The sequence below is a fragment of the Facklamia sp. P12950 genome (assembly GCF_050409465.1).
In the GTDB taxonomy this organism is placed as follows: Bacteria; Bacillota; Bacilli; order Lactobacillales; family Aerococcaceae; genus Facklamia.
In genome coordinates this window covers 1-22193 of the sequence record NZ_JBNUPK010000008.1, presented here as the reverse complement: position 1 = coordinate 22193, position 22193 = coordinate 1, and the positions used below count along the sequence as shown (strand labels likewise).

Below are 22193 nucleotides of genomic sequence, written 5' to 3'. Positions count from 1 at the left end.
CTCCTATAGTTTAGGGTTGCGGTTAGCATCTTTAGAATAAACATAAGATAAAGGTTCGTCACGTCCAACAGCATAAGCGCATTGTAAAGAATATCTTCCCATAAAGATGTAGTCACCTTTTTCGACCGGGAACCACTTATTATCAAGGTTATACATTCCTTGACCAGAAAGTAGATAAGCACCATGTTCTTGATAGTGGGTTTCGATATATCCATGACTAGCTCCTGGTTGGAATTCAAGAATATGAATATTCATATCAAAGCCAAAATCATCTGTTGGCAAGAAGTTCCATAAGAGGACGTCTTTCATACCTTCATACTCAATTGGTTGTAAATCAGCTTTATTACCCACCACTTTATGCGCTTCATGACCTTCAATAGCATCATAACGTCGTTGGTACAAGAAAACTTCTGTTATCTCTTTTTGAGCATTTTCTAGATACATTAATTGATCTACTGGGAAGAAAGCGTAGCCACCATCTGTTAATAGGTGTTCTTCTTTACCATCACTTACTTTTAATTTACCTGAGATAACATAAGCAAATGTTTCAAGCCCTTCTCCACCAAAACCACGTTCGTTCTTACCGCCTTCTTGGAACTCTGCAATATAATCATTAAAGCTAGCGCCAAGAGCAGGTGAGCCTAAAATTGAAATCAAAACATTTTCAAATCCTGGAATCTGATTATTCACTAAACCATCATGCGGTAAAATTGCATATAAGTCTTTCTCAACCACAGCACGACTTTCTAATAAACCATCTCTATAACCTGTTTTATTGTTTTTATATCCCATTTAAACCTCTCCTTTTAAAAGTTTGTTTTTTAGTATTAGTTGTAAGTAAAATTGTGCTCCCAAGAGCATATCATTACCTGAAGTGTGCCCATACGATTGGATTGCACGAATTGATTGACTTAACTGATCAGTTGCTTGATTCTCTATCGCCTCAATCAATTTCAGCCATATCGGATTGACTTGTCTTGCTAAAGCAGCATGATAATAGGCTTGACTAACTTTAGTTGTTGCTTTTACTTTCAGCGCTTGCTGGATGAGATTAGATAATATTACACAGGTTTGTTCAAACGAAGCAATTGGACCTCGGCGACTTAAGAGACTCTGTTCCATAACTAGCATTCCTTGTAAAAAGTCATCTCCCGAAGGAGTTAGTCCAAGCCCTTTACCAAAAAGAAATTGGACTAAATCTGACATTTTAGCTGGATCAGTCAATAAATCATTTTGTAGATCGCCAAGCAATTTGTTTTGATAGTAATTTTGCAGTGTAGCTAACTTATTAAAAGCCGATTGCTGATAAACTTTGGCTTTTCTCAGGCTATCAATAAGCTGTTTTAAATCTTTAACGGTTAGCTTTAAAGAATAAGCGGGTAAACAACAAGAATATCTTTGATAGTCGACTAGATCAATTTTTAGGGGTAAAGGGCGCGTATAGACAATCCATGAATGGTTACGCTGTCGAATTTGTTCACCCGGCTTCAGACAGCGCATCAACTGATTAAACACTTGCTTGTTTTCTAACTGAACGCCTATTACAGAAGCCTTTTCTTGATTAACTGCTGAAAGATAAATCAGTTGTTGTGAACCCTCTGTCTTTCTTGTGACTAAATTAATCCCATGTTCAAAGACAGAGTCGACCCAATATATTTGATCTTCTAAGGGGAAAAGATAAGTCGAGATCAATAGGGCTGTTTTATCCGCTACTAGCTTATTCATCCACCTTAATTCCTAATGATTCCGCAAAAGCTACTAAAGCTTTTTCAAAGCAAGCAATCGGAGCAGTAACCGTTCCAGCACCTACTTGACCGACACCTGCTTTCTTATGTGCAATACCAGTATTAATAATTGGTTCAATTCCTGTTTCAACAACTTTACGAATATCGATTCCTAAGTTAGCTCCACGGAAATCCCAAGTTGGAATAGACCAGTTAGGGTTTTGTGCGCTGACTATTTTTGCTTGTTCATTGGAAATGCGAACTGCGTCTTCAAAACCACCTGCACCGATAAAGCGTGTCACTCCAGGGGCCGCTACAATGGCTGAACCACCTAAACCGATAGTCTCTGTAATTGCAGAGTCTCCGATATCCTTACTACCGTCTTCTTCACTATAACCAGTGAAATATAGACCCTTCGGCGTATTAACAGGTGCAGTAAACCATTGGTCACCCATGGCTGCAATACGAACACCAAAGTTTTCACCATTACGTGCCATAGTGGTAACAATACAGCCTTCTTGAATCTTACGTGCGTAGTCAACAATCGCTTTGCCAGTAGCCATCGCAATATTGAGGAAGAACTGGTCGGTATCCGCTAAGAATTGAATCACTTCCTGCTTTTGTTTAGCATCAATATCTAAGGATGTAATGATTGGAGCAATTTCTTTTAGGAATACAAGGGAAGCCGCAATATTTCTTTGGTGGAATTCATCACCCATGGTAATGGCTTTAGCAATCATAACATTGACATTAATACCACCTTCAATTTGACGTAACGCTTGTCCTAATACAGGCCCTAATACATCACGCATCCATTCAAGACGAGTAATAACTTCCTCATTGTTGGCTCCGAAACGTAATACCGTTCCGATCCCTTCGTTCATAATACAGTAACCAGTGGTACCGTCTGCTTTATTTTCAACGATAAAGACAGGGAAATTAGCAGTAGTAATTCCGCCCATAGGGCCTACTGCGCCCACATGGTGACAAGGCATGAAGGTGATTTCTCCAGCATCAATTTGTTGTTGTGCTTCTTCATGATTGGAAGCCCAGCCTTCAAATAGCATCGCTCCAATAACTGAACCTTGCATTGGACCCGTCATGTTTTCATATTTCACTGGTGGTCCAGCATGTAAAACAACTTTTTTATCCGTATTTAATTCTGGGATAACCTCTTTAGCATATTTCACATCGATTAAGTAAGGTTGCGAATCTCGCATACGACCAATTACTTTCTGGTTGGCTTCATCAATAGCCTCTGCATGTTTTTCTAGTTCATTTAAGATCTTGATTAATTTCTTATTGCCACCTGCTTTTGGTCGCCAGTTGTATTGAATAGCTTTGCCTCCAAACTTAATAATTGGATCCACAAAACTTTCGATACCAATATTTATAACACGTGGAGAAGTCATCACTAATTCTTGAACGTGTTCACTTGGACTAGGTAATTCGATCTTTTCGCCTGTATAAGCCACATGTTCTTTAGCAGCAAATTGATAGTGAACGCCCATCAATTCTAAAGCTAAACGAATCGCTTTTGCGTTAGTTGTTTCAACATAAACGCCCGCTTCTTTTAAGTTGGCTACAGCCTTATCGTAATCTTGAGGATCGTTTGGTGTTCCCGTTACAGTCGCAACAACATAAACTTCACGTTCACTATCAGCCAATTTTGAGAGATTTTCTTGAATAGTAGGAATCAGAGCATTAGCCATATCTGGGTGTGAACCATATCCTAAGACAACATCTAATAAAATAACACCTGTCTTTTCATCTGCAAAAGCTTCTTCTAACTTTTCAATTCGAATACTTGGGTCAATCATTGGATGTGGTTTACCTTGTGTATAAACATCGTCTCCTAAGTCCATCACTTGGAAACCGTGCGTATTTAAGATGTAACCTTCTTCGTTTTGAATATCTCCTAGTTCTAAAGCATCTGCAATTAGCATAGCTGCTTCATTTGCTAATGTTCCACCTGAGTAGAGACCTTTTACTGTTTTGTCTTTTAATTGAGATTGGATTTGGTTATCTAACCCGTCCACATATTTAGCTTTGACTTCTTCACCATTAGCTAAGTCTATTGCTATTCTAGCTGCTTCTTCTAATGTATAAGCTAAAGCTACATTACCAATATGTTCGGTTGGTTTTTCACCTAAGAAAATGGCTACTACAGGCTTGGATAGGGATTGTAATACTTTAACAACTTGATCCCTTACTTCTTTTGCAGGTGGTTTAGAAATAACACAGATGACATCTGTCAATGGGTGCTTTTCTAAAGCGATAATGGCGTCAATCATGGTACGTGCGCCAACTGCTTCCTTCAAGTCTCTACCACCAGTACCAATAGCGTGAACTACTCCACCACCTAAACGATCAATAATAGTTGTGACTTCTTGAATGCCTGTCCCTGAAGCTCCAACCACGCCAATATTTCCTGGTTTCACAACATTGGTAAAGGCCATTGGAATACTCGAAATGATTCCTGTCCCACAATCAGGCCCCATGAATAAGAGTCCTTTTTCATGCGCCTTCTCTTTTAGTCTCACTTCATCTTCCATTGAAACGTTATCTGAGAATGAGAAAACATGTAAATTATTATCAAGCGCCTTTTCTATCTCATAGGCTGCATACTCTCCTGGAATAGATACTAAGGCTAAATTAGCATCTGGTAAAGCTTCCATTGCTTCCTCCCAGTTATCAACATCTACCTTATTATCAGATTCTTTCTTAACCGTTAGGTCTGCCAGAAAATGATCGATTTCTTCTAAAACTTTGTCAAAAACTGCTTGATCTTCTGTTTCAACTACAATTGCCAAATCATTAGCACCGGCAGATTCTAATTCAGGAGTAGATAAACCGGCCCCTTTAAAGATATCCTTATTTGCATCCGTCGCCATCATAACCTGTGCTTGAGTAACACCATCAACTTTATTAATTTCTGCTGATAAAAGCATCAAGTTAATAGAGTCTTGATAATTACCTTTTTGAATTTTTGTGAATAACAAGAAAACCCCTCCCTTTGTCTACTATTATATCGTTTTCCCTCATATAATTCGATTGCTCAGTTTACAAATAAAACGCCTTCTTTTGTTCATTTCGAACAAAAATAAGGTTTCTTTCATTTTAAATTTGTAGTGGATGCGTTAAAAAGAATGTTAAAATAACCTTACAAGAATGGGCTCCATCTCCCTATTTAGAAGAAGGTGATTTAAATTCGACAAATAATTGATGTTTTTCAAACTCCTCACTATAAAATTTCAGCTACACTATATAGATCTTCACTGCCACAAAGCCAGATGTTGATTTATCTTCACGGTGGTGGACTGATTTTTGGCCAACGCGAAGACTTGCCGGGCGAATATATCGAATTACTTAACAGTAAAGGATATTCGATACTAGCTCTTGACTACTTATTAGCTCCTGAAAGTAATTTAGAGCAAATCATTAATCTTTTAAGCAAAACTCTTGAATGGTATCAAAATGCAGGTTATCAATTAGCAGGCCAAATAGATCCTTCGTACAATCTATTTGGCCGGTCAGCCGGAGCTTATCTTGCCCTACAACTAGCTACAAGAAGGTCTTCTAAATGGTTGAAAACTATCATCAGCTTTTATGGCTATTACAAGTTAAATGATGCAAACTTTATCTATCCTAATCCTTACCATAATAAATTTGCGAAAGTGTCCAAAGAATTAATCGAGACTTTCATTCAAAACAAACCTATCAGTCAGGGAAACGAAAATGAGCGTTATTTAATCTACCTCTATTGTAGACAAGTTGGAAATTGGATTGAATTTCTAACGGATGATCCAAACAGTTTTTCACTCACTAAAGAGCAAATTAACCTACTACCTCCTTTACTTCTTGTCCATGCTGATAAAGACCCTGATGTTCCCATTCAACAATCAAAACAACTAAACAAATTCGCTAATCAAAGTCATTTGATTGAGGTTGCTTCTGCAGATCATGATTTCGATCGAACAAATTTAACAAAAGGGAGAGAGGTTTATCTGCAAGTCATAGAGTGGCTTGATTCGTTATCAAATTAAATAAAAATTGAAAGGATGTTTTTATGCAGTTAGATTTTATGTCCACGCTTCAAAGTGTGCTCGTCTTATTCATTCTTATTATTATTGGCTTTTTTGCTGGTAGGTGGAAAGTAATCAGTGCTCAAGGTCAAAAAGATATTACCAACCTTGTTTTGTATATCACCATGCCGGCAACCATCTTTAATGCCATGCAATTAGATTTTAATATTGAACGTGTGCAAAGAGCTTTTACAATTCTAATAATTGTAGCCGTTTGTTATGCTGGTATGTTGTTATTAGGATGGTTAGTTGCTAAACAAACTAAGTTAAGTATTTCCGAGCAGGATGTTTTTAGAGTGGCCCTTCTTTTATCTAATACCTCTTTTATGGGTTACCCTATTGTTAGTAATCTCTTAGGAGAAGAAGCTCTATTCTATGCTGTTATCGGCGCCGGGTTTTTATTTGAAACTGTCTCATGGTCAATTGGTATTTATTTAATGGGAAGAAACGGTTCAGGTAAGGTAGAATTTAATTGGAAAAAAATTGTTCTAAGTCCCGGCATCTTATCGATAGTCGTTGGTTTAATCTTCTTTCTTTTTAGTTGGCGAGTTCCTCAACCCTTGGATAAAGTTTTGAATATTTTAAGCCCGGCAACTTCACCGCTAGCCATGATTGTTGTTGGTTTAATTCTATCGCGCAGTGATATTTCTAAGATATTCGCTAATAAATTCTTATATATTCAAGCTTTACTCAAACTCGTTTTTATACCTCTAATAATTCTCTTTACTTTAAAAGCTTTTAATTTCTCAAACTATGAGTTAATTATTCCGACTATCATGTTAGCTATGCCGACAGCATCTTATGTAGCTATGTTTGCTCAAAATTACGACAATCATCCTGAGTTTGCTAGTCAGATGGTCTTTATGACTTCTCTGCTCTCAGTCGTTACCATACCAATCATCACTTTGCTCTTCTAATTAAAAAGTCTTCTGTTGGTATTAAAAAACCCCTAAGAATTAGATCCAATCTATTCTTAGGGACTATTTGCTTCTTCTGAAAACAAATTAGTCTATATTTAATTATTTAAATTCTCCAACAAACTCCTCTGTTACTCCCTTATCTATGCTATAAACCTCATGTCCTCTTACATAAGTAGCCATAACAGTTGCACCAATTTCGCTACCAATATAAGGACTGATCTTATTGCGATATTCTAAATCTTCAGCAGTTAAGACGTAAGATTTATTAGGATCAATTAAAACGATATCTGCATCTTTGCCTACTGATAAGCTTCCTTTTGTATCATCAATACCAAAACGACGGGCTGGTTGTGTCGCAATCACTTGTGCAAATTGCTCAAGAGACATACCACGCTTATTAACTGCTTCATCAAAGAACACATCGACATCATTTTGTACGCCTGAGATACCGCCCCAAGCATCAAATGCATTTTCTTTATCTTTCAAGTCTGGGGTACATGGAGAATGATCAGAGATTGATGAAATAATATCCCCTGAAAAGACATAATCCCATAAACCATCTTGAGCTTCTTTATCACGGATTGGTGGTGAACATTTAGCCACATTTCCAATAGCATCTAATTGGTCTGTTGTAAAGTATAAATAATGTAAACAAGTCTCACAAGTGACATCGACACCTTCTTGTTGCCCTTTAATAACTGCTTCCACACCTTCTGGGCAAGCCACGTGACAGATATGAATACGACAGCCTGTTTCTTTAGCAAAAAGAATTGCTCGTTGAATAGGTTCCACCTCTGTAAAGACTGGACGAGTCGCCACATACTCTGACAATTTTGATTTGCCTTCCGCTTTTGCTTTTTCACCTAGGCGATCAGTAATCGCTGCATTTTCAGCATGGATAGCTAGAACTTTTCCTGTCTTCGCAATTTGTTTCATCCCTTCGTAGAGTGAATAGTCATCCACATTTTGGAAGTCTCCATCAATTGAACGGTCGCCACAAGTTGCCATAAAACATTTATAGGCCGTTACACCGTTCTCATTTAATTCTTGAATACCACCTGTTTCAACATTATAAGGAACGAGTCCTCCAAATGAGAAAACATCCACTTTTAATTTACCTTGACCAGATTGGTATTTGTCCTTAATACTCGCTTCATCAGTTGTTGCTGGTACTTGGTTCAATGGCATTTCTAAGAAAGAAGTTACTCCTCCCTTAGCACAAGCAGAAGTTCCTGTAACATAACCTTCCCACTCATCACGATACCCTCCACCATTTTCAGTAATATGAACGTGACAATCAAACATTCCCGGACTAACAATTAATCCTTTAGCGTCAACCTCTTGCTCAGCCGATAAATTTTCACCAATTGCAGCAATCTTTCCGTCTTTGACTGCCAAATCGGTCACAACTGCGCCGCTTTCTAAAATGACTTGACCATTCTTGATGACTAAATCATATGACATAAAATAACCTCCTAATAAATTTTTATTAAGCGTCCAAAATAATTAAATTTAATTATTCTGCACGATTTAATACAAAGTAAACAAGTAATCCCACTACAAAACCATCAATCCAAGAGATTTGGGACAGAAACTCTAGGGCTGGGATAAATTGTCCGACAATTGAAACAACAAACCCACAAATGGTTGCGATATAAGCTTTCTTATTGACACCAGAATAAGGGTTATCCGCTGCTTGCTCTGGTGAATAGTATAGTAAATCCAAGTCGATCTTTTGTTTGTCCACAAAGTAGAAGTGAGCAATCATAACACCGGCTACAGGGCCTAACAAGCTTCCAATATAGTTAAGGAAAACTAGAATTACACTCCCTGACTCCATGAATTTCCAAGGCATTATGATAAAACTGATAATACTTGCGATGATAACACCTTTACGATAATTAATTTTTTGTGGAAAAAGAGCTGTTAACTGGAAGGCTGCTGGAATAATATTACCAGTCGCATTAGTTGAAACGGTTGTCATCAATAAGACAAAAGAAGCCAAGAAAATAGCCGGCATAGAGTCCCATTGATTAATAATTTGTAAGACATCTCCTTGATGTGAAACACCAGTAATGGCCGCACCATTTAAAACAGTGATACTTGCAAAAGCAAAAATGACATACCCAACTAACAACGATAAGATTTGTCCTATTGTTTGAGACTTGGTGGAAGTTGCGTTTTGAGTAAAGTCAGAAACACTTACTCCTGGAGCTGCCCAAACAGATAAGGTAGATGCAATAATAATCAAATAGGCTAGAGGGGTTGCAACCGATTGATTAACAGCTGTTACATGGTCGAAAATTGGTCCAAACCCGCCCGCTACACTCAATCCCCAAACAACCATTCCTCCGAACACAACATAAATAAGTGGATTTAGTATAGCTGTAAACTTGTTTAATACGCGGCCTCCCCCTAAGCCAATCATTACATTGATCAAGAAGAAGACTACAAATGATAAAAAGGCCGGTACAGAAAGGCCTAAAATATTAATGCCTTCACCAACATTCAAGAAAGCTGGCCAAATTCTACTTACTAAGATCAACAAAGCTTTCGAACCTGCATAGTTTTGGACCCCAAACCAAGCAATAGCTGCCACAACTCCCCTTAGAAAGCCAGGCAATTTAGATCCTGCACTACCATAAACAGAACGTAAATGAATGGCAAATGGAATGCCATACATAGACCCTGCTTTACCGTTAACTGTCATTAGTCCCGCTACTGCTAGTCCCGCCAAAATGATAGCTAAGAACACGTGAATAGGTGCCACCCCTAAAGCTAGAAAGCCACCAACAGTTAGATAATTAGGAATATTATGGACCGATCCCATCCACAGAGTAAAGAAGTTAAGTGTTGACATACTACGTTGTTCTGGCTTATTAGGCAATATGTCATCATTGGTATATCCCCTTGATTTAAACAAATCAATTTGTTCTTGTCTTACTAAGACATCATTATGTTCCATTATTAAAAGTCCTCCAAATTATTTTAATAGGCCAATTCTTTTAAGGCCTCTGCTAAAGCTTGTATCCCTTCAACAATATCCACCGCCTCGGTATGTTCTTCCGGATTATGACTAATTCCTTTGATGGAAGGAACGAAGATCATAGCTGTTGGAACTTGTGGAGCAAATATCTGTGAATCATGCCCCGCTCCTGAATGCATGATTTGATAATTTAATTGGTTATCCTGACAAACTTTTTCTAAAACTTTAACAATCTCAGGATCCATTGGCACTGGTGGCTCATTCATCCATAAATTCATTTCTACTTCAATCGCTTTTTCATGACAATGTTTCTCAATAGTTGTTTCAATAAATACAGCAAACTCATCGAGAGCTTCCTGGTTAGTGTGTCTAGTATCAATTGAAAATTCCATTTCTCCAGGAACAACATTCACCACATTAGGCTTTACTTCTACGTGGCCAAAGGTTACGACTAAAGGATCGCCAATTTCATTTGCTTTATCAATGACTTCAGAAACAATTCTAGCGTAACAGTCGATGACATCTTTACGATATCTCATTAAGGTCGTTCCGGCATGATTAGCTTCACCCTTTAATTTAATGGTGTAGCGTTTTTGCCCCACTATGGCATTAACAACCCCAACTTTTTTGCCTGCATTTTCCAAGAAGTTTCCTTGTTCAATATGTAATTCTACAAAAGCATCAAAGTGATTAAAGCGTGGAGAATCTACAAGGTAATTAAAGCCTGCTTCCTTCATAGCTGTCTCAAAAGGAACACCGTCATTGTCCTTAATGGTTTCAACATCTTCTTTTTTCGCTAAACCAAAAATATTTTTAGATCCCCAAAAGGCATATGGAAAACGAGAGCCTTCCTCTTCTGCCATCGAAACAATTCGCAAAGATTTCTTTGGTTGGCCGTATTCTTCAACCAACCCCTTAATCGCTAAGTAGGCAGACATAATACCCAATTGGCCATCTAGACGACCACCATCAACAACTGTATCAATATGCGATCCTGAGGCGATGATTGATTCTGGCTCTTCACTACCTTCAACTGTTGCAAACATATTCCCTACTTCGTCGAACTCTACCTTCATCCCCTCTTTTTCAAAAAGTTCTTTCAAGGCATTCTGAGCTTCAATCCATGATTTGCTATATAAAAGTCTTGTAGTACCTTTTCCTTCTTTATCAGAAATACTCGAAATCCAATCCATTTGGCGATCGATTTCTGCTGGTGAAATTTTTATCATAGTTCGCACCCTTTCCAAATTTTGCCCATTTGTATCTTGCATACATTATAGTGTAAAACGGTTTCATTTCTCATTGTTATATTTGCTCAACTTTACAATGTATTTTGTATAAAGTGAACAAAAACAACCCTCTGTTAGTTAAGCGAACTTTTTGTCTATAAACTGTTTGAGTTTAAAGCTCTCTCTTACTTTTTGAATAATTACCACGCCCCCATTATTCATAGACCGCATATCATAAAACTCATCAATATGTTCTGTTTTTGGTAATAAAATTTGAAGTATATGGCGAATATTGATACTGTGTCCAACAAATAAGATACAAGCCTCCGTCTCAATTAATTCATTAAACAATTTATCCATTCCTTCTTTAAGACGCTTACAATAAACAGCATAGTCTTCTCCTTGACCTAGAGGGTCAGCAGGTTGTAATGCTGTCAGCCTTTGTTTTTCTGTTGTATTTCTCAACATACTCTCTACAGAATCAAAACCCAAATATCTCCTTATGATATCCCAAGTTTGATAGCTTTCCATACCTTCAAAGGAACCAAAGCTAATTTCTCGAAAATCTGCCATTTCTATAATGGGAATCATCCAATTCGGATAGATACTTTGTTCAATAAGAATTTCGGCTGTGGTACGTGTTCTCTTTAAATCACTTACAATCGCCGCATCAAATTTAACCTTACTTAATTTTTCGCCTAAATCTTTAACTGCTTGAATCCCTTCTGCTGTCAATAAAGGATCACACCACCCTTGGGTACGCCCATTCTTATTAAAAAACGTTTCACCATGACGGACAAAATATATGGTTAACCCGTTAGACATTTAATCATTCCTTTAACAAATTTGTGTGCTTAGTAGGATCCCGTGCTATACTTATTTTAAATCTTCAAGGAGGAGCAACCATGACCTACTTATCATACTCGTATTTCTACCAAAACTGGTTTAAAAACTTTTCGATTGATAGCCAACAAATCCAAACCTTTTGTCAAAAATACAATCAGTCTCAAACCATTAAGTCTCGCCAGATTGAATTAACAACCATTCAAAGAGCGTTAAAAGACTTTAAAGATAATCAAACAGTTTACTTGGCAGTTTTACAGCAAATTATTAAGCAAGACTTTCTGCTAACTAATATTCAACTAAATGATTGGCAACAATTGGTCATTATGATTGTATGTATTCAAGCTTTAATAGAGCTGTATAAAAAGTACGATCTCCCTCTTAATATATTACAAAATACACTATCCGACCTTTTTTTACGTATTAACTTATCCCAGTCTGTCGGTTTATCAACAGATGATTTTGAATGGTTAGCACGTATCTTTCGTCTTAGGATTTTCAAGTTAGGCGAGCTTCAATTTGAATTTACTCTTTTTGATTCAGCCACTCTTCCTAAAGACATTTCTTACATTAATAACGGTAGTAAAATCCTTCAAGATGCTCTCCCTATTATTAGTGTCCACATCATGCAAGATAGTTTAATTGATGAAGCACACTCTTCAACTGCTTTTTACTTAGCTCGAGCCTTTAAAAAAAGATATTTAACTAATTTCCCAGCACAATACTTTTACTGTTATTCTTGGCTCTTAAATCCTAACAACTCATTTTTATTAGGATCTCAAAGCAATATTCTATCTTTTTCAAGTAACTTTGACCTAATCGCCCATTCTGCCTATCCTGATATGGCCTTAGAGCATATTTATGGTTCTAAAGATATCCATCCTGACTCAATGCCTCAAATCACTAGTTTGCAAAGAAGAGCAAAAAGTCATCTTTCATTTCTGGGAATTGGAGTGGGGATTGTTCCTTTCTAGGAAATACTATCCTTTAATTGACCCTGCTGATAAACCTGATACAAGATCTTTTCTAAAAATCATTGCGATAACTGCTGGTGGAATAATAGCTATTAAACCAGAGGCTGCAATCATACTATAGTCAATAGCATCTCTTGTCATAAACTCAGATAGAACTAGGGTAATTACTTTATTATTCTGAGTTGACGTTAAAATCATTGGGATTTGAAATTGGCTCCAACTCATTAACAAGAGAATTAAGACACAGGTAATAATAGCTGTTCGTGACATGGGTAAAATCACCCTCCAGAAAAGCTGCCATTCTGTACAACCATCGAGTTCTGCTGCTTCCCACATTTCTTTAGGAATCTTATTAAAATGCGTAATCAACATCCAAGTTGCTAGAGGTAAAAAAGCAGTCACATAAATGACACTAATCCAGAAAAGCTTATCCAGCAACTGATAGTTTGAAAAAATAGCAAATATTGGAATGATGGTGGTAAACACAGGAATAACGATGGTAATCAATAATAAGCGTAAAATCACTTTTCGTAAGCGAAAGCGAAAACGCACCATAGCGTAACTGGTTAAAACAGCTAAAGGTACCCCAATAAAGAGAGTATATAAGGAACTAATTAAGGAATTCTTTAAGCCATTAAAAATGGTTATATGTGCCTTATCTGTCGGATCAAACAAGCTTTGATAATTTGTAAAAGTTGCTTGACTGGGTAGAAAGCGACCTCCCGCTTTCATTAATTCTGCTTTAGGGGTGACACTAATTATAAAAGCCCAAATAAGGGGACCTAAAGTGAATAGCAGAAAGATAATTACAGTTATAATGTATAACCAATCCCAACGTTTATTTTTAAGCATGATCTCCCTCCAATCTTAGCGAACGAATATAAAAGTAACCAATAATCCCCGATAAAATCATGATTATATAGGTAATCGCTGACCCTAGACCAAAGTCTAAAAAGCTAAAGGTATTTAAATAATTATATATTAAAAGGGTTTGTCCTTCATAACGGTAACCTACTAAAGAAATTACCTCATCAAAAACATTTAAACCTGCCATAGTTGCTTGGATTAACACAATTGAAAGTGTAGGCAAAATCATTCTTAGCGTTATATAGAAAAACTCTGAATAACGACTGGCACCATCCATTTTAGCCGCTTCGTAGATTTCTTTAGGAATTGTTTGTAGGGTTGCCAAAATTAAAATGGCACAAAAAGGTACCACCCGCCAAGCAATTACAATTGAAACGACAATTAGGAGTAAATAACGATTATTAATCCAAGCAACTGGCTGATCAATAATTGAAAGACTCATCAATAATTTATTCATAAAACCATAACTGGGATGAAAAATAAATTGCCAGACAATACCATTAACTAGGGGGGGCAAAGCCCAAGGAACAATTGCAATACCCGTTAGCATTGGGCTAATAACTGTCCGCTTATTGAGCAAAAGTCCCACAATAATGCTGGAAATGACGGTTAAAAAGACGACTAATAAAAAAACCATCAAACTATTTTGAAAAGCATGATGAAAATCTTCTGAGAGTAAAACCTCTTTATAATTATCGAGTCCGATAAACTTAAAGCGGTCTGGTCTACTTAATTTAAACGCATGAAGACTGTAGATGAAGGTGCGTACAATTGGTAAGTAGACGAACAATCCCATGATAAGCATCATGGGTAAGATTAGAAAAATGGCTTTTTTAGATTTTTTCATAATAAACTCCTTTTAAATCATTGATCCCTACTATCATTTTTATAATAGCACGGATCAACCCTTAAAAATTTAAATCTAGGTGTAGTGTACTACACCTAGATTTATTATTAATTACTCAGCAAATTCCTCAACAACACTATTTACTTTTTCAACTAATTCTTTAACAACCTCTTCGGCAGAAAGATCTGAAGTTACCATTTTATTGATAGTATTATAAATTTCGGCACTCATTTCGGTGTAATATTCTGGCACCCCATTTGGGAATGGTGATTCAACCATTTCAGCCAATTCAACCATCGCACCTGTGTTTTTAATCTTTTCCTCATCAATTAGCTGCTGTAAGATGCTTAATCGTGTAGGAAGTGCTCCTACTGCATCAAATAATTCTAATTGAGTTTCTTCGGAAGTATACCACTTAACGAAGGTTTGAGCAGCTTCCATATTTTCAGTATTTGGTGAAATACCTACTGCTTCTTGGAAAGGTACTGTTCTTTCAGCGTTTGCATCAACACCTGGCAGTAAAATTGGTTTTACCTGTCCAACTACTGTTGACTCCTCTTCATTATTAACGCGACCAACAAATGAAGATGGGCCTACTATAAAGGCAGTATCTCCTGAGTTAATCTGTCTGTAAGCGTCCATTCCCGAACCGTTCACATTACCTGGATTAATTAATTCTTCATCTGATAAAGCCTTAATAATAGTTAATGCATCGAGAGACGCTTCTTCATTCAAAGTATTATCCTCATTAAATATAATACCATTGCGTGTATAAGCCAACCAGAAGAAAGTAGTCGTTAAATTTTCATCCGCACCTAACGGAAGCGATACTGGGTATTCTGTAATTCCAGCATCTTTAATAGTTTTAGCTTGTTCCATCACTTGATCCCAAGTTACTGGCGGTTCTTCTAAGCCAGCCTCCTCATACATTTTTGTATTGTAGTAGGCAATCCGAAAATCATTTGCATAAGGGACTGCATAGACCTCATCGTTTAGCATAAATTGCTCGATTGCTGGAAAAGCATCCGCATCTGGCAAATCAATAGGAGCCAACCAATCTGCGCTGGTGAATTCTCCCATCCAAGACCAATCTACTTCAAAGACATCCGCTGCCACCGTGTTACTTGCAGCTGCAATCGCTAACTTATCACGAATATCGTCCCAACTAGTTGGTAAAACATTGACTTTAATCCCATACTCTTCTTCAAATCTAGCCAACATTTCATCCGATGGAGCTCCCCAATCAGGAATCATAAAGCTAATTTCTATACCTGCATTTTCTTCTTGAGCCATAGCTGTTAAAGGTGCTAACACAGTTGATAAAGTGAGCGATGCTGCTAAGATGCTTTTTAATGTTTTTTTCATATTTTTCTCCTTTATTCTTTAAGTTGTTGGAATGACTAAATCCCTAAATAATTATCTATTCTAGCCTACCACATCCTTTCCATCTTTTTTAGTAATAAGTCTTGAAGCAGAGTCTTTATCGAAGATTGGATATGGCCATTCTTCTAAGCGTGTGATTCAACCCTCGAATGGCAATCGATAATTGCATAATATTTTCAAACGGGGCAATGCCCCCACTACCTGAACAACCAATATGCAAAATATCTGCACCACCTATTTTAGCAGTTAATCCCAATTGAGTAACCACCTCTTTTTGTGAACAATCCTGACTCGTCCCGTTAGCTGCTAAACTCAAAGCCCCCACTTTGTGAATCAACTGACAACTGCGCCTAAACTCTTCCATCGAGTAACCAGGCACGGTTCCAACTTGAGGTAATATGATAATTTCAGCCCCAGCTGTCAAAAAGTGTTGCACCCATTCTTCTGAAGAAATAGGTTCATCATAGGCTGCCCCATGCATTTTGCCAGCAATCACAATACCAGAATAATGGTTTTTCGCCAGACGAATACCTTCTACTATTGCCTGATTACTAACTCCGGATTGTGGGTTTCCTGTTAAGCATATAAAATCTAACCCCAATTCTTCCACTCTTTTTAAGCTTTCAACACTACATATACGCCCCTCAACTAGGCTCTTTACTTTTTCCAAATAATGTCCCTCACTGGCTACCGGTTCTAAATTGACACCGATGGGACGTTGGACAAACTGTTTCAAAGTTTCAATTGGATGTGGCGTATCTGGTAAAGCCCATATCTTTGGATTAAAAACATCTACTTGATTGAGCAAAATCAAATCCGCACCAGCGGCTCGAGCAAGTTCACTGTTAGTAAGATCAGGTAGGTGAGGAGTTCGATCTTCTCTTAATTCTACTAATAAAGTTCTGCCTTCATTAGCTCGTATACTATTGAGTAAATCCGAGGAAGTCATCGTAGCAAAATCACTTGCGAAACAATCTAACATACGCTTACTATTCAAAATTAACCCCTCGCTCTTTTTCTATTAGTTGCACTAGCATTATTTAAGTCCTACCGCTTTTGTGAACAACAGGCTTCCTATAAACAAAACCACTCTCAACATCTTGGATGGATGCATCTAAATAATATTCCTGATGCTATTATAACTTACTAACAGGCCGCGGACCTATCAGAGTTTCTGATAAATAGGCCTGATTTATTAGATAACTTCTTAAAATTCTATTTAATTAAGTGGTAGGCCACAATGGCTATTGCTTGGAAAACTTATGCACTGTTCCCTTTAAGCATCCTACAAACTAGCTCCCCTTGGTGTCATTTTAGAAACTGATAGATTTATATTATAAAATAATGCTCCAATCGTTACCTGACGGATTATTTTAGTCGTTCATGTCCCATTAAGCTAACAATATAAAAAACATCCTTATCAGACAATTGATCACACTTGCTATTTTATCGCAAGGCTTCCCACGCATACCTTAAAACTTTCGACTTGAGTTTTTTTAGGTGGAAGATATTGTGTTGCTATTTTTTGTTTGCGCTAGGATCGAATTAGGTCGGTATTAGTGATATACTTTGTTTGAAATGAGACTATTACCATTTATTCGTAAATCTTTCAATGAAGGAGTTTTACAATGCACCAAATAGAAAAAATAACCAAAAGTTACCATACAGGGGGCTTTAAGCAAAAAGCCTTGGATAATGTGACGTTCAATTTAAGAGACAATGAGTTTGTATCTATTTTAGGTCACAGCGGGTCAGGTAAAACGACGTTACTCAATATCATTGGCGGCTTGGACCGCTATGACAGTGGTGATATTATTATTAATGGCATTTCAACCAAAAATTATAAAGACAAAGACTGGGATTCATACCGCAACCACTCGGTCGGTTTTGTCTTTCAAAGCTATAATTTAATCCCTCACCAATCCGTTTTATCCAATGTTGAATTGGCACTTACTATTTCAGGAATTTCAGCCAAGCTTCGGAAGCAAAAAGCTATCAAAGCCTTAGAGGAAGTAGGGTTAAAAGATCATATCAACAAACAGCCCAATCAATTATCTGGGGGGCAAATGCAACGAGTTGCGATCGCACGAGCATTAGTCAATGAGCCAGATATTCTTTTAGCCGATGAACCGACAGGAGCCTTAGATACACAGACTAGCCTTCAAATAATGAACCTATTAAAAAACGTTGCCAAAAAACGTTTGGTCGTGATGGTTACTCATAATGCTGAATTGGCTCACCAATACTCCAACCGCATTATTGAATTGCAAGACGGCAAAGTCATTTCTGACACCCATCCTTTAGCCATTGAAGAAAACAAAAACTCTAAGCATGAAAGCATGGGCAAGTCTTCCATGTCGTTTCTTACGGCCTTGTCGTTAAGTTTTAATAATTTAAACGCTAAAAAAGCCCGAACGTTTTTGACAGCTTTTGCAGGGTCCATCGGGATTATTGGAATTGCCCTCATTCTATCGCTATCGACCGGCGTGAATAACTATATTGATAACGTCCAAGAAGAGACTATGTCGGCCTATCCAATAACCATTGAACAAGAGTCTGTCGACTTTAATCAATTAATGTCGGCAAGAAGAGCGGAAACTTCTACTAAAGAAACAGAAGATACCGACTCTAACAATGAAAATTTAGACGTCATCTACAGTAACAATGAATCGCTTGAACAAATGAGTGAGTTCAATTCTTCTTTTCGCCAAAATAATTTAACAGCTTTCAAAAAATATTTAGATCAAGATGACAATAAACTTTCTAACTATGTCGGCAAAAATGGTATCGTTTATTCTTACGCTATCAATTTTGATTTATTCGCCTACGACGAAAATGAGCGTTTGATCAATACTGATGGTAGTTCTTTTGAAAGTGTGAATCGACAACCAAGAACAAACTTTAGTTCCCCTTCAAACTCGTTTAATCAACCCAACACAAAAATTAGCGAACTTCTTCCAGGTCAAGGTGAGCAAGTTATTAGCCCAGTTGTAAAGGATAATTATCATTTAATCGATGGTAAATGGCCTGAAAAATATAATGAGATGGTGCTGGTTGTAAATGAAGCCAATGAAATCAGCCTTTCTGATTTTTACGAGTTTGGCATGCTCCCCTCTGAAGATTATGAGAAAATTCTCAATCAAATAGAAAATGATGAAGAACTTCACCTCGAAAAAAAGACACTTCGGTTTAAAGACCTACGCAATCAAACTTTTTATTTATTACCTCGCAGTGATTACTATGAGAAAAACGCGCGAGGTAATTATCAAAAACTGACTGACGATCCCTTAACGATTGAAAAAGTTGTTAAAGAAAAAGCTATCCCGATAAAAATTTCCGGTATCATTCAACCAGTTGATAATGCTAAAACCTTAACCATTCGCACTCCGCTTGCTTATACACGCAAATTAAGAAACTTTTTAATGGCTTATGTCAATCAAAGTGACATCGTTCAAGCACAAAAAAAGCAACCAAAAACCAACGTTTTAAATGGTCTAGCTTTTGAAGCAGCTAACGATAGAGAAAAAATTGAAGATGTCTATCATTATTTAGAGGATTTCACCCTCAGTCAACAAGCTGAATTTATTAAGCAAATTCAAGCAAAACAGCAAAGCTTAGAACCGTTCGCAACAACAGAGCCAAATTTAGCTGACAATCCGGCTAATATCGCGGATCCATTTAATCAAGTCGTTAAAGACCTGGATGATTCGTCCCTTCTTGAAATTTATGATTCTTCAATTGCACCGGCTAGTTACGACACTAATTTAAAAGAATTTGGTGTCGTTTCTACTGAAAATCCTTCTGCAATCAGTATTTATGCTGATGATTTTGCTGATAAAGAAGCTATTTCTGACGCAATTGAAGCTTATAATCAGACTGTTAGTGAAAAGGAAAAAATTACCTACTCCGACTTTGCCGGCTTAATCATGTCTTCTGTTTCGGAAATTGTGAATGTTATTACCTACGTTCTCATTGCTTTTGTCAGCGTATCATTACTCGTATCATCGATTATGATCGGGATCATCACTTATATCTCAGTATTAGAACGCACAAAAGAAATTGGTATTCTAAGAGCCATCGGCGCCTCAAAAAGAAATATTTCAACGGTTTTTAATGCTGAAACGATTATTATCGGCTTGTTTTCAGGATTATTAGGCATCGGGTTTACTTATTTATTACACACTCCTTTAAACAATTTATTGCTGCACTTATTAGAAGAGGTCACAGTCAGCTTATCTTTTAAAAATGCCCTTATCTTAATTGGCTTAAGCATTCTACTATCATTTATTGCTGGTTTAATTCCATCTAAACAAGCTTCACGCAAAAACCCGGTTGAAGCTCTTCGTAGTGAATAGATTTGACCTCCAACCTCCTATCCATTTTAACTTCGAACTTTAATACAAAATAACTTCCTAACAAACTGTCTCAAAACAGTTTGTTAGGAAGTTATTTTATTAGATGTTATTTCTTGCCCCATGGAAATAACATAGGGACTCTTTGAGTATATTCTTGCCAACCTTCATATTACTACATGTTTTTTCTAATAAAGGAATAGATATTTTTATCAATACTGTCGCCATTACTAGAGGAGAAATAACTAGAACGATATAATAAACAGGATGAACGACTTGAATAAATAATAAGGTGAACCCACTAATATATAGGTCGACCTAAACTAAGATCTCTCTAAAATAATTAGGATGACGGGGCATTGACCATAAGTCTGTTCGGAGTCATTTGCCTGTGTTTTTATTTATGTGTTATCTAATTTGTTCATCGCCAACCACTTCGAAAAACAGACCAATGTCAGCAATTAGCAAGCTAATTATTACAATGTAATTATGACTCATAGAAAAATCAAATTGATTGTATTTAATAATCGAATAGCTTACCGAGCCGACAATAAAATTAAAGATTCCTTGCAACACAAAGACTAAGCCCCACCCTATATCGACAATTGAGTTGCCCTTAATTTTAAAAAATAATAGTGAAATAAATAAAGGGGAAAAGAAGTGGCAACATCAAGCCACCTCCATCTTAGTCGTAAAGCCTTGAGTGGCGATCACCAAGGTGACTATAAATAACACACTATATATAATTACCCTTTTAAAATCCAGTTAACCCCCTTCTTATTCGATTCAATAGTTAAGGCGATAGCGACCGAACCTATCCTCGCACTCATCGCTACAAATGCTAAAATTTCATCGTATAATCTAGCCCCCTACTAATTAATTAAGTTTAATATTCCTCAAATTCTTGCACGCATTGGCCTCCATAGGCATGAACACTAGCATAGTTAATAATTGTATGCTCTTGCATACAATTATTAACTCATTTTTAAATCTTTTTAATATTACCCTTTTAACTAATGGTCATACCTATTGCTACCCCGCCGCCAACCTCATCCATCGAGACTACTGGTTTTAAAATGACCTTATTGGCAACAAAAACCTGCGCCCTAGCTATGCATCCTGATTTAACATATATTTCAAGGTAGGAGCGTTGATAAAGAGATGCGTTTTCTTAATAGTTCCTTCTATTCTTTTAACCGTTTCTTAAAAGTCCTCTCTAGCGGCTAAAACTTCTGCAGCTTTTTTAACCACCAGTCACTGAGCGCCTGAATTAAATTTTGAATCAATGACTTTAATTGGGGTATTCGCTAATTCTTTCAAATTATAATAGGTGTTTTTGCTGATTCATTTATACACTTTCTTTCTATAAAGCGACTAACAAAAAAATAAAATCCCTCTTAACATAATTCATAGGCTTTGCTTTTTAAATTTTATATTTAAGCTTCAAGATAAGCCGGCTACATGATTCTCCTTAAGCAATCTATGCTAAGTAATTTTGAATAATTTGATAATTAAATTTAATAATAAATTTTCTAGCAAGTTTTCATCATCTATAATATATGTTGTTTATATCTAATTTAATATTGAATTGTTTGACTTGTTGCGTTTTCGTTCGTACAATAAAGCTGAATGAAATATGTTTGTCATAAAATAAACATATTCATTTTATTGTTGCTGATTAATAAATTCTATTGATGAAAGGGAGAGTTGAATGAAAAAATCAATTTTAAATCAGATGAAAGTGGGAGTGCTATCTCTATCAGCCATTGCCCTATTAGTTGGTTGTACAAATGAGAACACTACCACGAATACTGACACATCCGTTGATGAAACAACAGCTACTGAAGTGATGAATGAAGAAACTGAAGAGGAAACAACTAAAGAAGAAAGTACCAAAGAAATAAGCTCTAAAGAAGAAAGTACCAAAGAAGAGAGCTCTAAAGAAGAGAGTACCAAAGAAATAAGCTCTAAAGAAGAAAGTAC

At 36.7% G+C, this 22193-nt stretch carries 17 protein-coding genes and 1 pseudogene; 5 read left to right on the top strand and 13 right to left on the bottom strand.

Annotation, left to right across the window (positions count from 1 at the left end):
- Positions 1 to 3: 3 nt before the first annotated feature.
- Genes allE through fdrA form a run of 3 tightly spaced genes read right to left on the bottom strand, consistent with a single transcriptional unit; the run spans position 4 to position 4726 of the window.
- On the bottom strand, positions 4 to 792 hold the full coding sequence (gene allE, locus ACQV2Q_RS07235; RefSeq protein ID WP_428874215.1) for a (S)-ureidoglycine aminohydrolase: 789 nt from the start codon (positions 790 to 792) through the stop codon (positions 4 to 6).
- Entirely contained in the window at positions 793 to 1725 is a 933-nt protein-coding gene (locus tag ACQV2Q_RS07230; RefSeq protein ID WP_428874214.1) for a DUF2877 domain-containing protein, read from the bottom strand.
- Entirely contained in the window at positions 1718 to 4726 is a 3009-nt protein-coding gene (fdrA, locus tag ACQV2Q_RS07225) for an acyl-CoA synthetase FdrA (protein WP_428874213.1), read from the bottom strand. Before fdrA ends, ACQV2Q_RS07230 begins: the two co-directional genes overlap by 8 nt.
- A gap of 291 nt (positions 4727 to 5017) precedes the next feature.
- Between fdrA and ACQV2Q_RS07220 the strand changes: the two genes are divergently transcribed.
- Both ACQV2Q_RS07220 and ACQV2Q_RS07215 read left to right on the top strand, forming a co-directional pair.
- A complete protein-coding gene (locus ACQV2Q_RS07220; RefSeq protein WP_428874211.1) occupies positions 5018 to 5770 on the top strand; it encodes an alpha/beta hydrolase in 753 nt (250 codons plus the stop codon).
- 23 nt (positions 5771 to 5793) lie between these two features.
- Positions 5794 to 6726, top strand: a complete 933-nt coding sequence (locus ACQV2Q_RS07215; RefSeq protein ID WP_428874210.1) for an AEC family transporter — start codon at positions 5794 to 5796, stop codon at positions 6724 to 6726.
- A gap of 102 nt (positions 6727 to 6828) precedes the next feature.
- Here ACQV2Q_RS07215 and allB read toward each other — a convergent pair whose 3' ends face one another.
- The 4 genes from allB to ACQV2Q_RS07195 form a co-directional block, all read right to left on the bottom strand.
- Entirely contained in the window at positions 6829 to 8193 is a 1365-nt protein-coding gene (gene allB / locus ACQV2Q_RS07210; RefSeq protein WP_428875337.1) for an allantoinase AllB, read from the bottom strand.
- A 52-nt stretch (positions 8194 to 8245) separates the two neighbouring features.
- On the bottom strand, positions 8246 to 9694 hold the full coding sequence (gene allW / locus ACQV2Q_RS07205) for an allantoin permease (RefSeq protein ID WP_428874207.1): 1449 nt from the start codon (positions 9692 to 9694) through the stop codon (positions 8246 to 8248).
- A 23-nt stretch (positions 9695 to 9717) separates the two neighbouring features.
- Positions 9718 to 10944: an allantoate deiminase gene (gene allC / locus ACQV2Q_RS07200; protein ID WP_428874230.1), complete on the bottom strand. Its 1227-nt coding sequence runs from the start codon at positions 10942 to 10944 to the stop codon at positions 9718 to 9720.
- 138 nt (positions 10945 to 11082) lie between these two features.
- Positions 11083 to 11769, bottom strand: a complete 687-nt coding sequence (locus tag ACQV2Q_RS07195) for a histidine phosphatase family protein (protein WP_428882384.1) — start codon at positions 11767 to 11769, stop codon at positions 11083 to 11085.
- Between the two features lie 80 nt (positions 11770 to 11849).
- Between ACQV2Q_RS07195 and ACQV2Q_RS07190 the strand changes: the two genes are divergently transcribed.
- A complete protein-coding gene (locus ACQV2Q_RS07190; RefSeq protein WP_428874205.1) occupies positions 11850 to 12761 on the top strand; it encodes a hypothetical protein in 912 nt (303 codons plus the stop codon).
- Positions 12762 to 12767: 6 nt separating this feature from the next.
- On the opposite strand, the gene ACQV2Q_RS07185 is transcribed toward ACQV2Q_RS07190, so the two are convergent.
- The 4 genes from ACQV2Q_RS07185 to ACQV2Q_RS07170 all read right to left on the bottom strand — a co-directional run bounded on the left by ACQV2Q_RS07185 (position 12768) and on the right by ACQV2Q_RS07170 (position 16855).
- Positions 12768 to 13613, bottom strand: coding sequence for a carbohydrate ABC transporter permease (locus ACQV2Q_RS07185; protein ID WP_428882383.1), 846 nt, complete (start codon positions 13611 to 13613; stop codon positions 12768 to 12770).
- Positions 13606 to 14475 carry a carbohydrate ABC transporter permease gene (locus ACQV2Q_RS07180; RefSeq protein ID WP_428874202.1) on the bottom strand — a complete coding sequence of 290 codons (870 nt, stop codon included), beginning with the start codon at positions 14473 to 14475 and terminating at the stop codon, positions 13606 to 13608. Before ACQV2Q_RS07180 ends, ACQV2Q_RS07185 begins: the two co-directional genes overlap by 8 nt.
- 111 nt (positions 14476 to 14586) lie before the next feature.
- Positions 14587 to 15840, bottom strand: a complete 1254-nt coding sequence (locus ACQV2Q_RS07175; protein ID WP_428882382.1) for an ABC transporter substrate-binding protein — start codon at positions 15838 to 15840, stop codon at positions 14587 to 14589.
- Positions 15841 to 15955: 115 nt separating this feature from the next.
- Entirely contained in the window at positions 15956 to 16855 is a 900-nt protein-coding gene (locus ACQV2Q_RS07170; protein ID WP_428882380.1) for a haloacid dehalogenase-like hydrolase, read from the bottom strand.
- 631 nt (positions 16856 to 17486) lie between these two features.
- Here ACQV2Q_RS07170 and ACQV2Q_RS07165 point away from each other — a divergent pair.
- Positions 17487 to 20213 carry an ATP-binding cassette domain-containing protein gene (locus tag ACQV2Q_RS07165; protein WP_428875341.1) on the top strand — a complete coding sequence of 909 codons (2727 nt, stop codon included), beginning with the start codon at positions 17487 to 17489 and terminating at the stop codon, positions 20211 to 20213.
- 315 nt (positions 20214 to 20528) lie between these two features.
- Here ACQV2Q_RS07165 and ACQV2Q_RS07160 read toward each other — a convergent pair.
- Positions 20529 to 20588: pseudogene (locus ACQV2Q_RS07160) on the bottom strand (DUF1295 domain-containing protein); the annotation flags it as partial.
- Positions 20589 to 20618: 30 nt separating this feature from the next.
- Complete coding sequence (locus ACQV2Q_RS07155) at positions 20619 to 20786, bottom strand: hypothetical protein (protein WP_428874197.1); 168 nt, start codon at positions 20784 to 20786, stop codon at positions 20619 to 20621.
- 1135 nt (positions 20787 to 21921) lie between these two features.
- Between ACQV2Q_RS07155 and ACQV2Q_RS07150 the strand changes: the two genes are divergently transcribed.
- Positions 21922 to 22193: hypothetical protein (locus ACQV2Q_RS07150; protein ID WP_428882379.1), on the top strand; the 272-nt coding region annotated here is incomplete at its 3' end.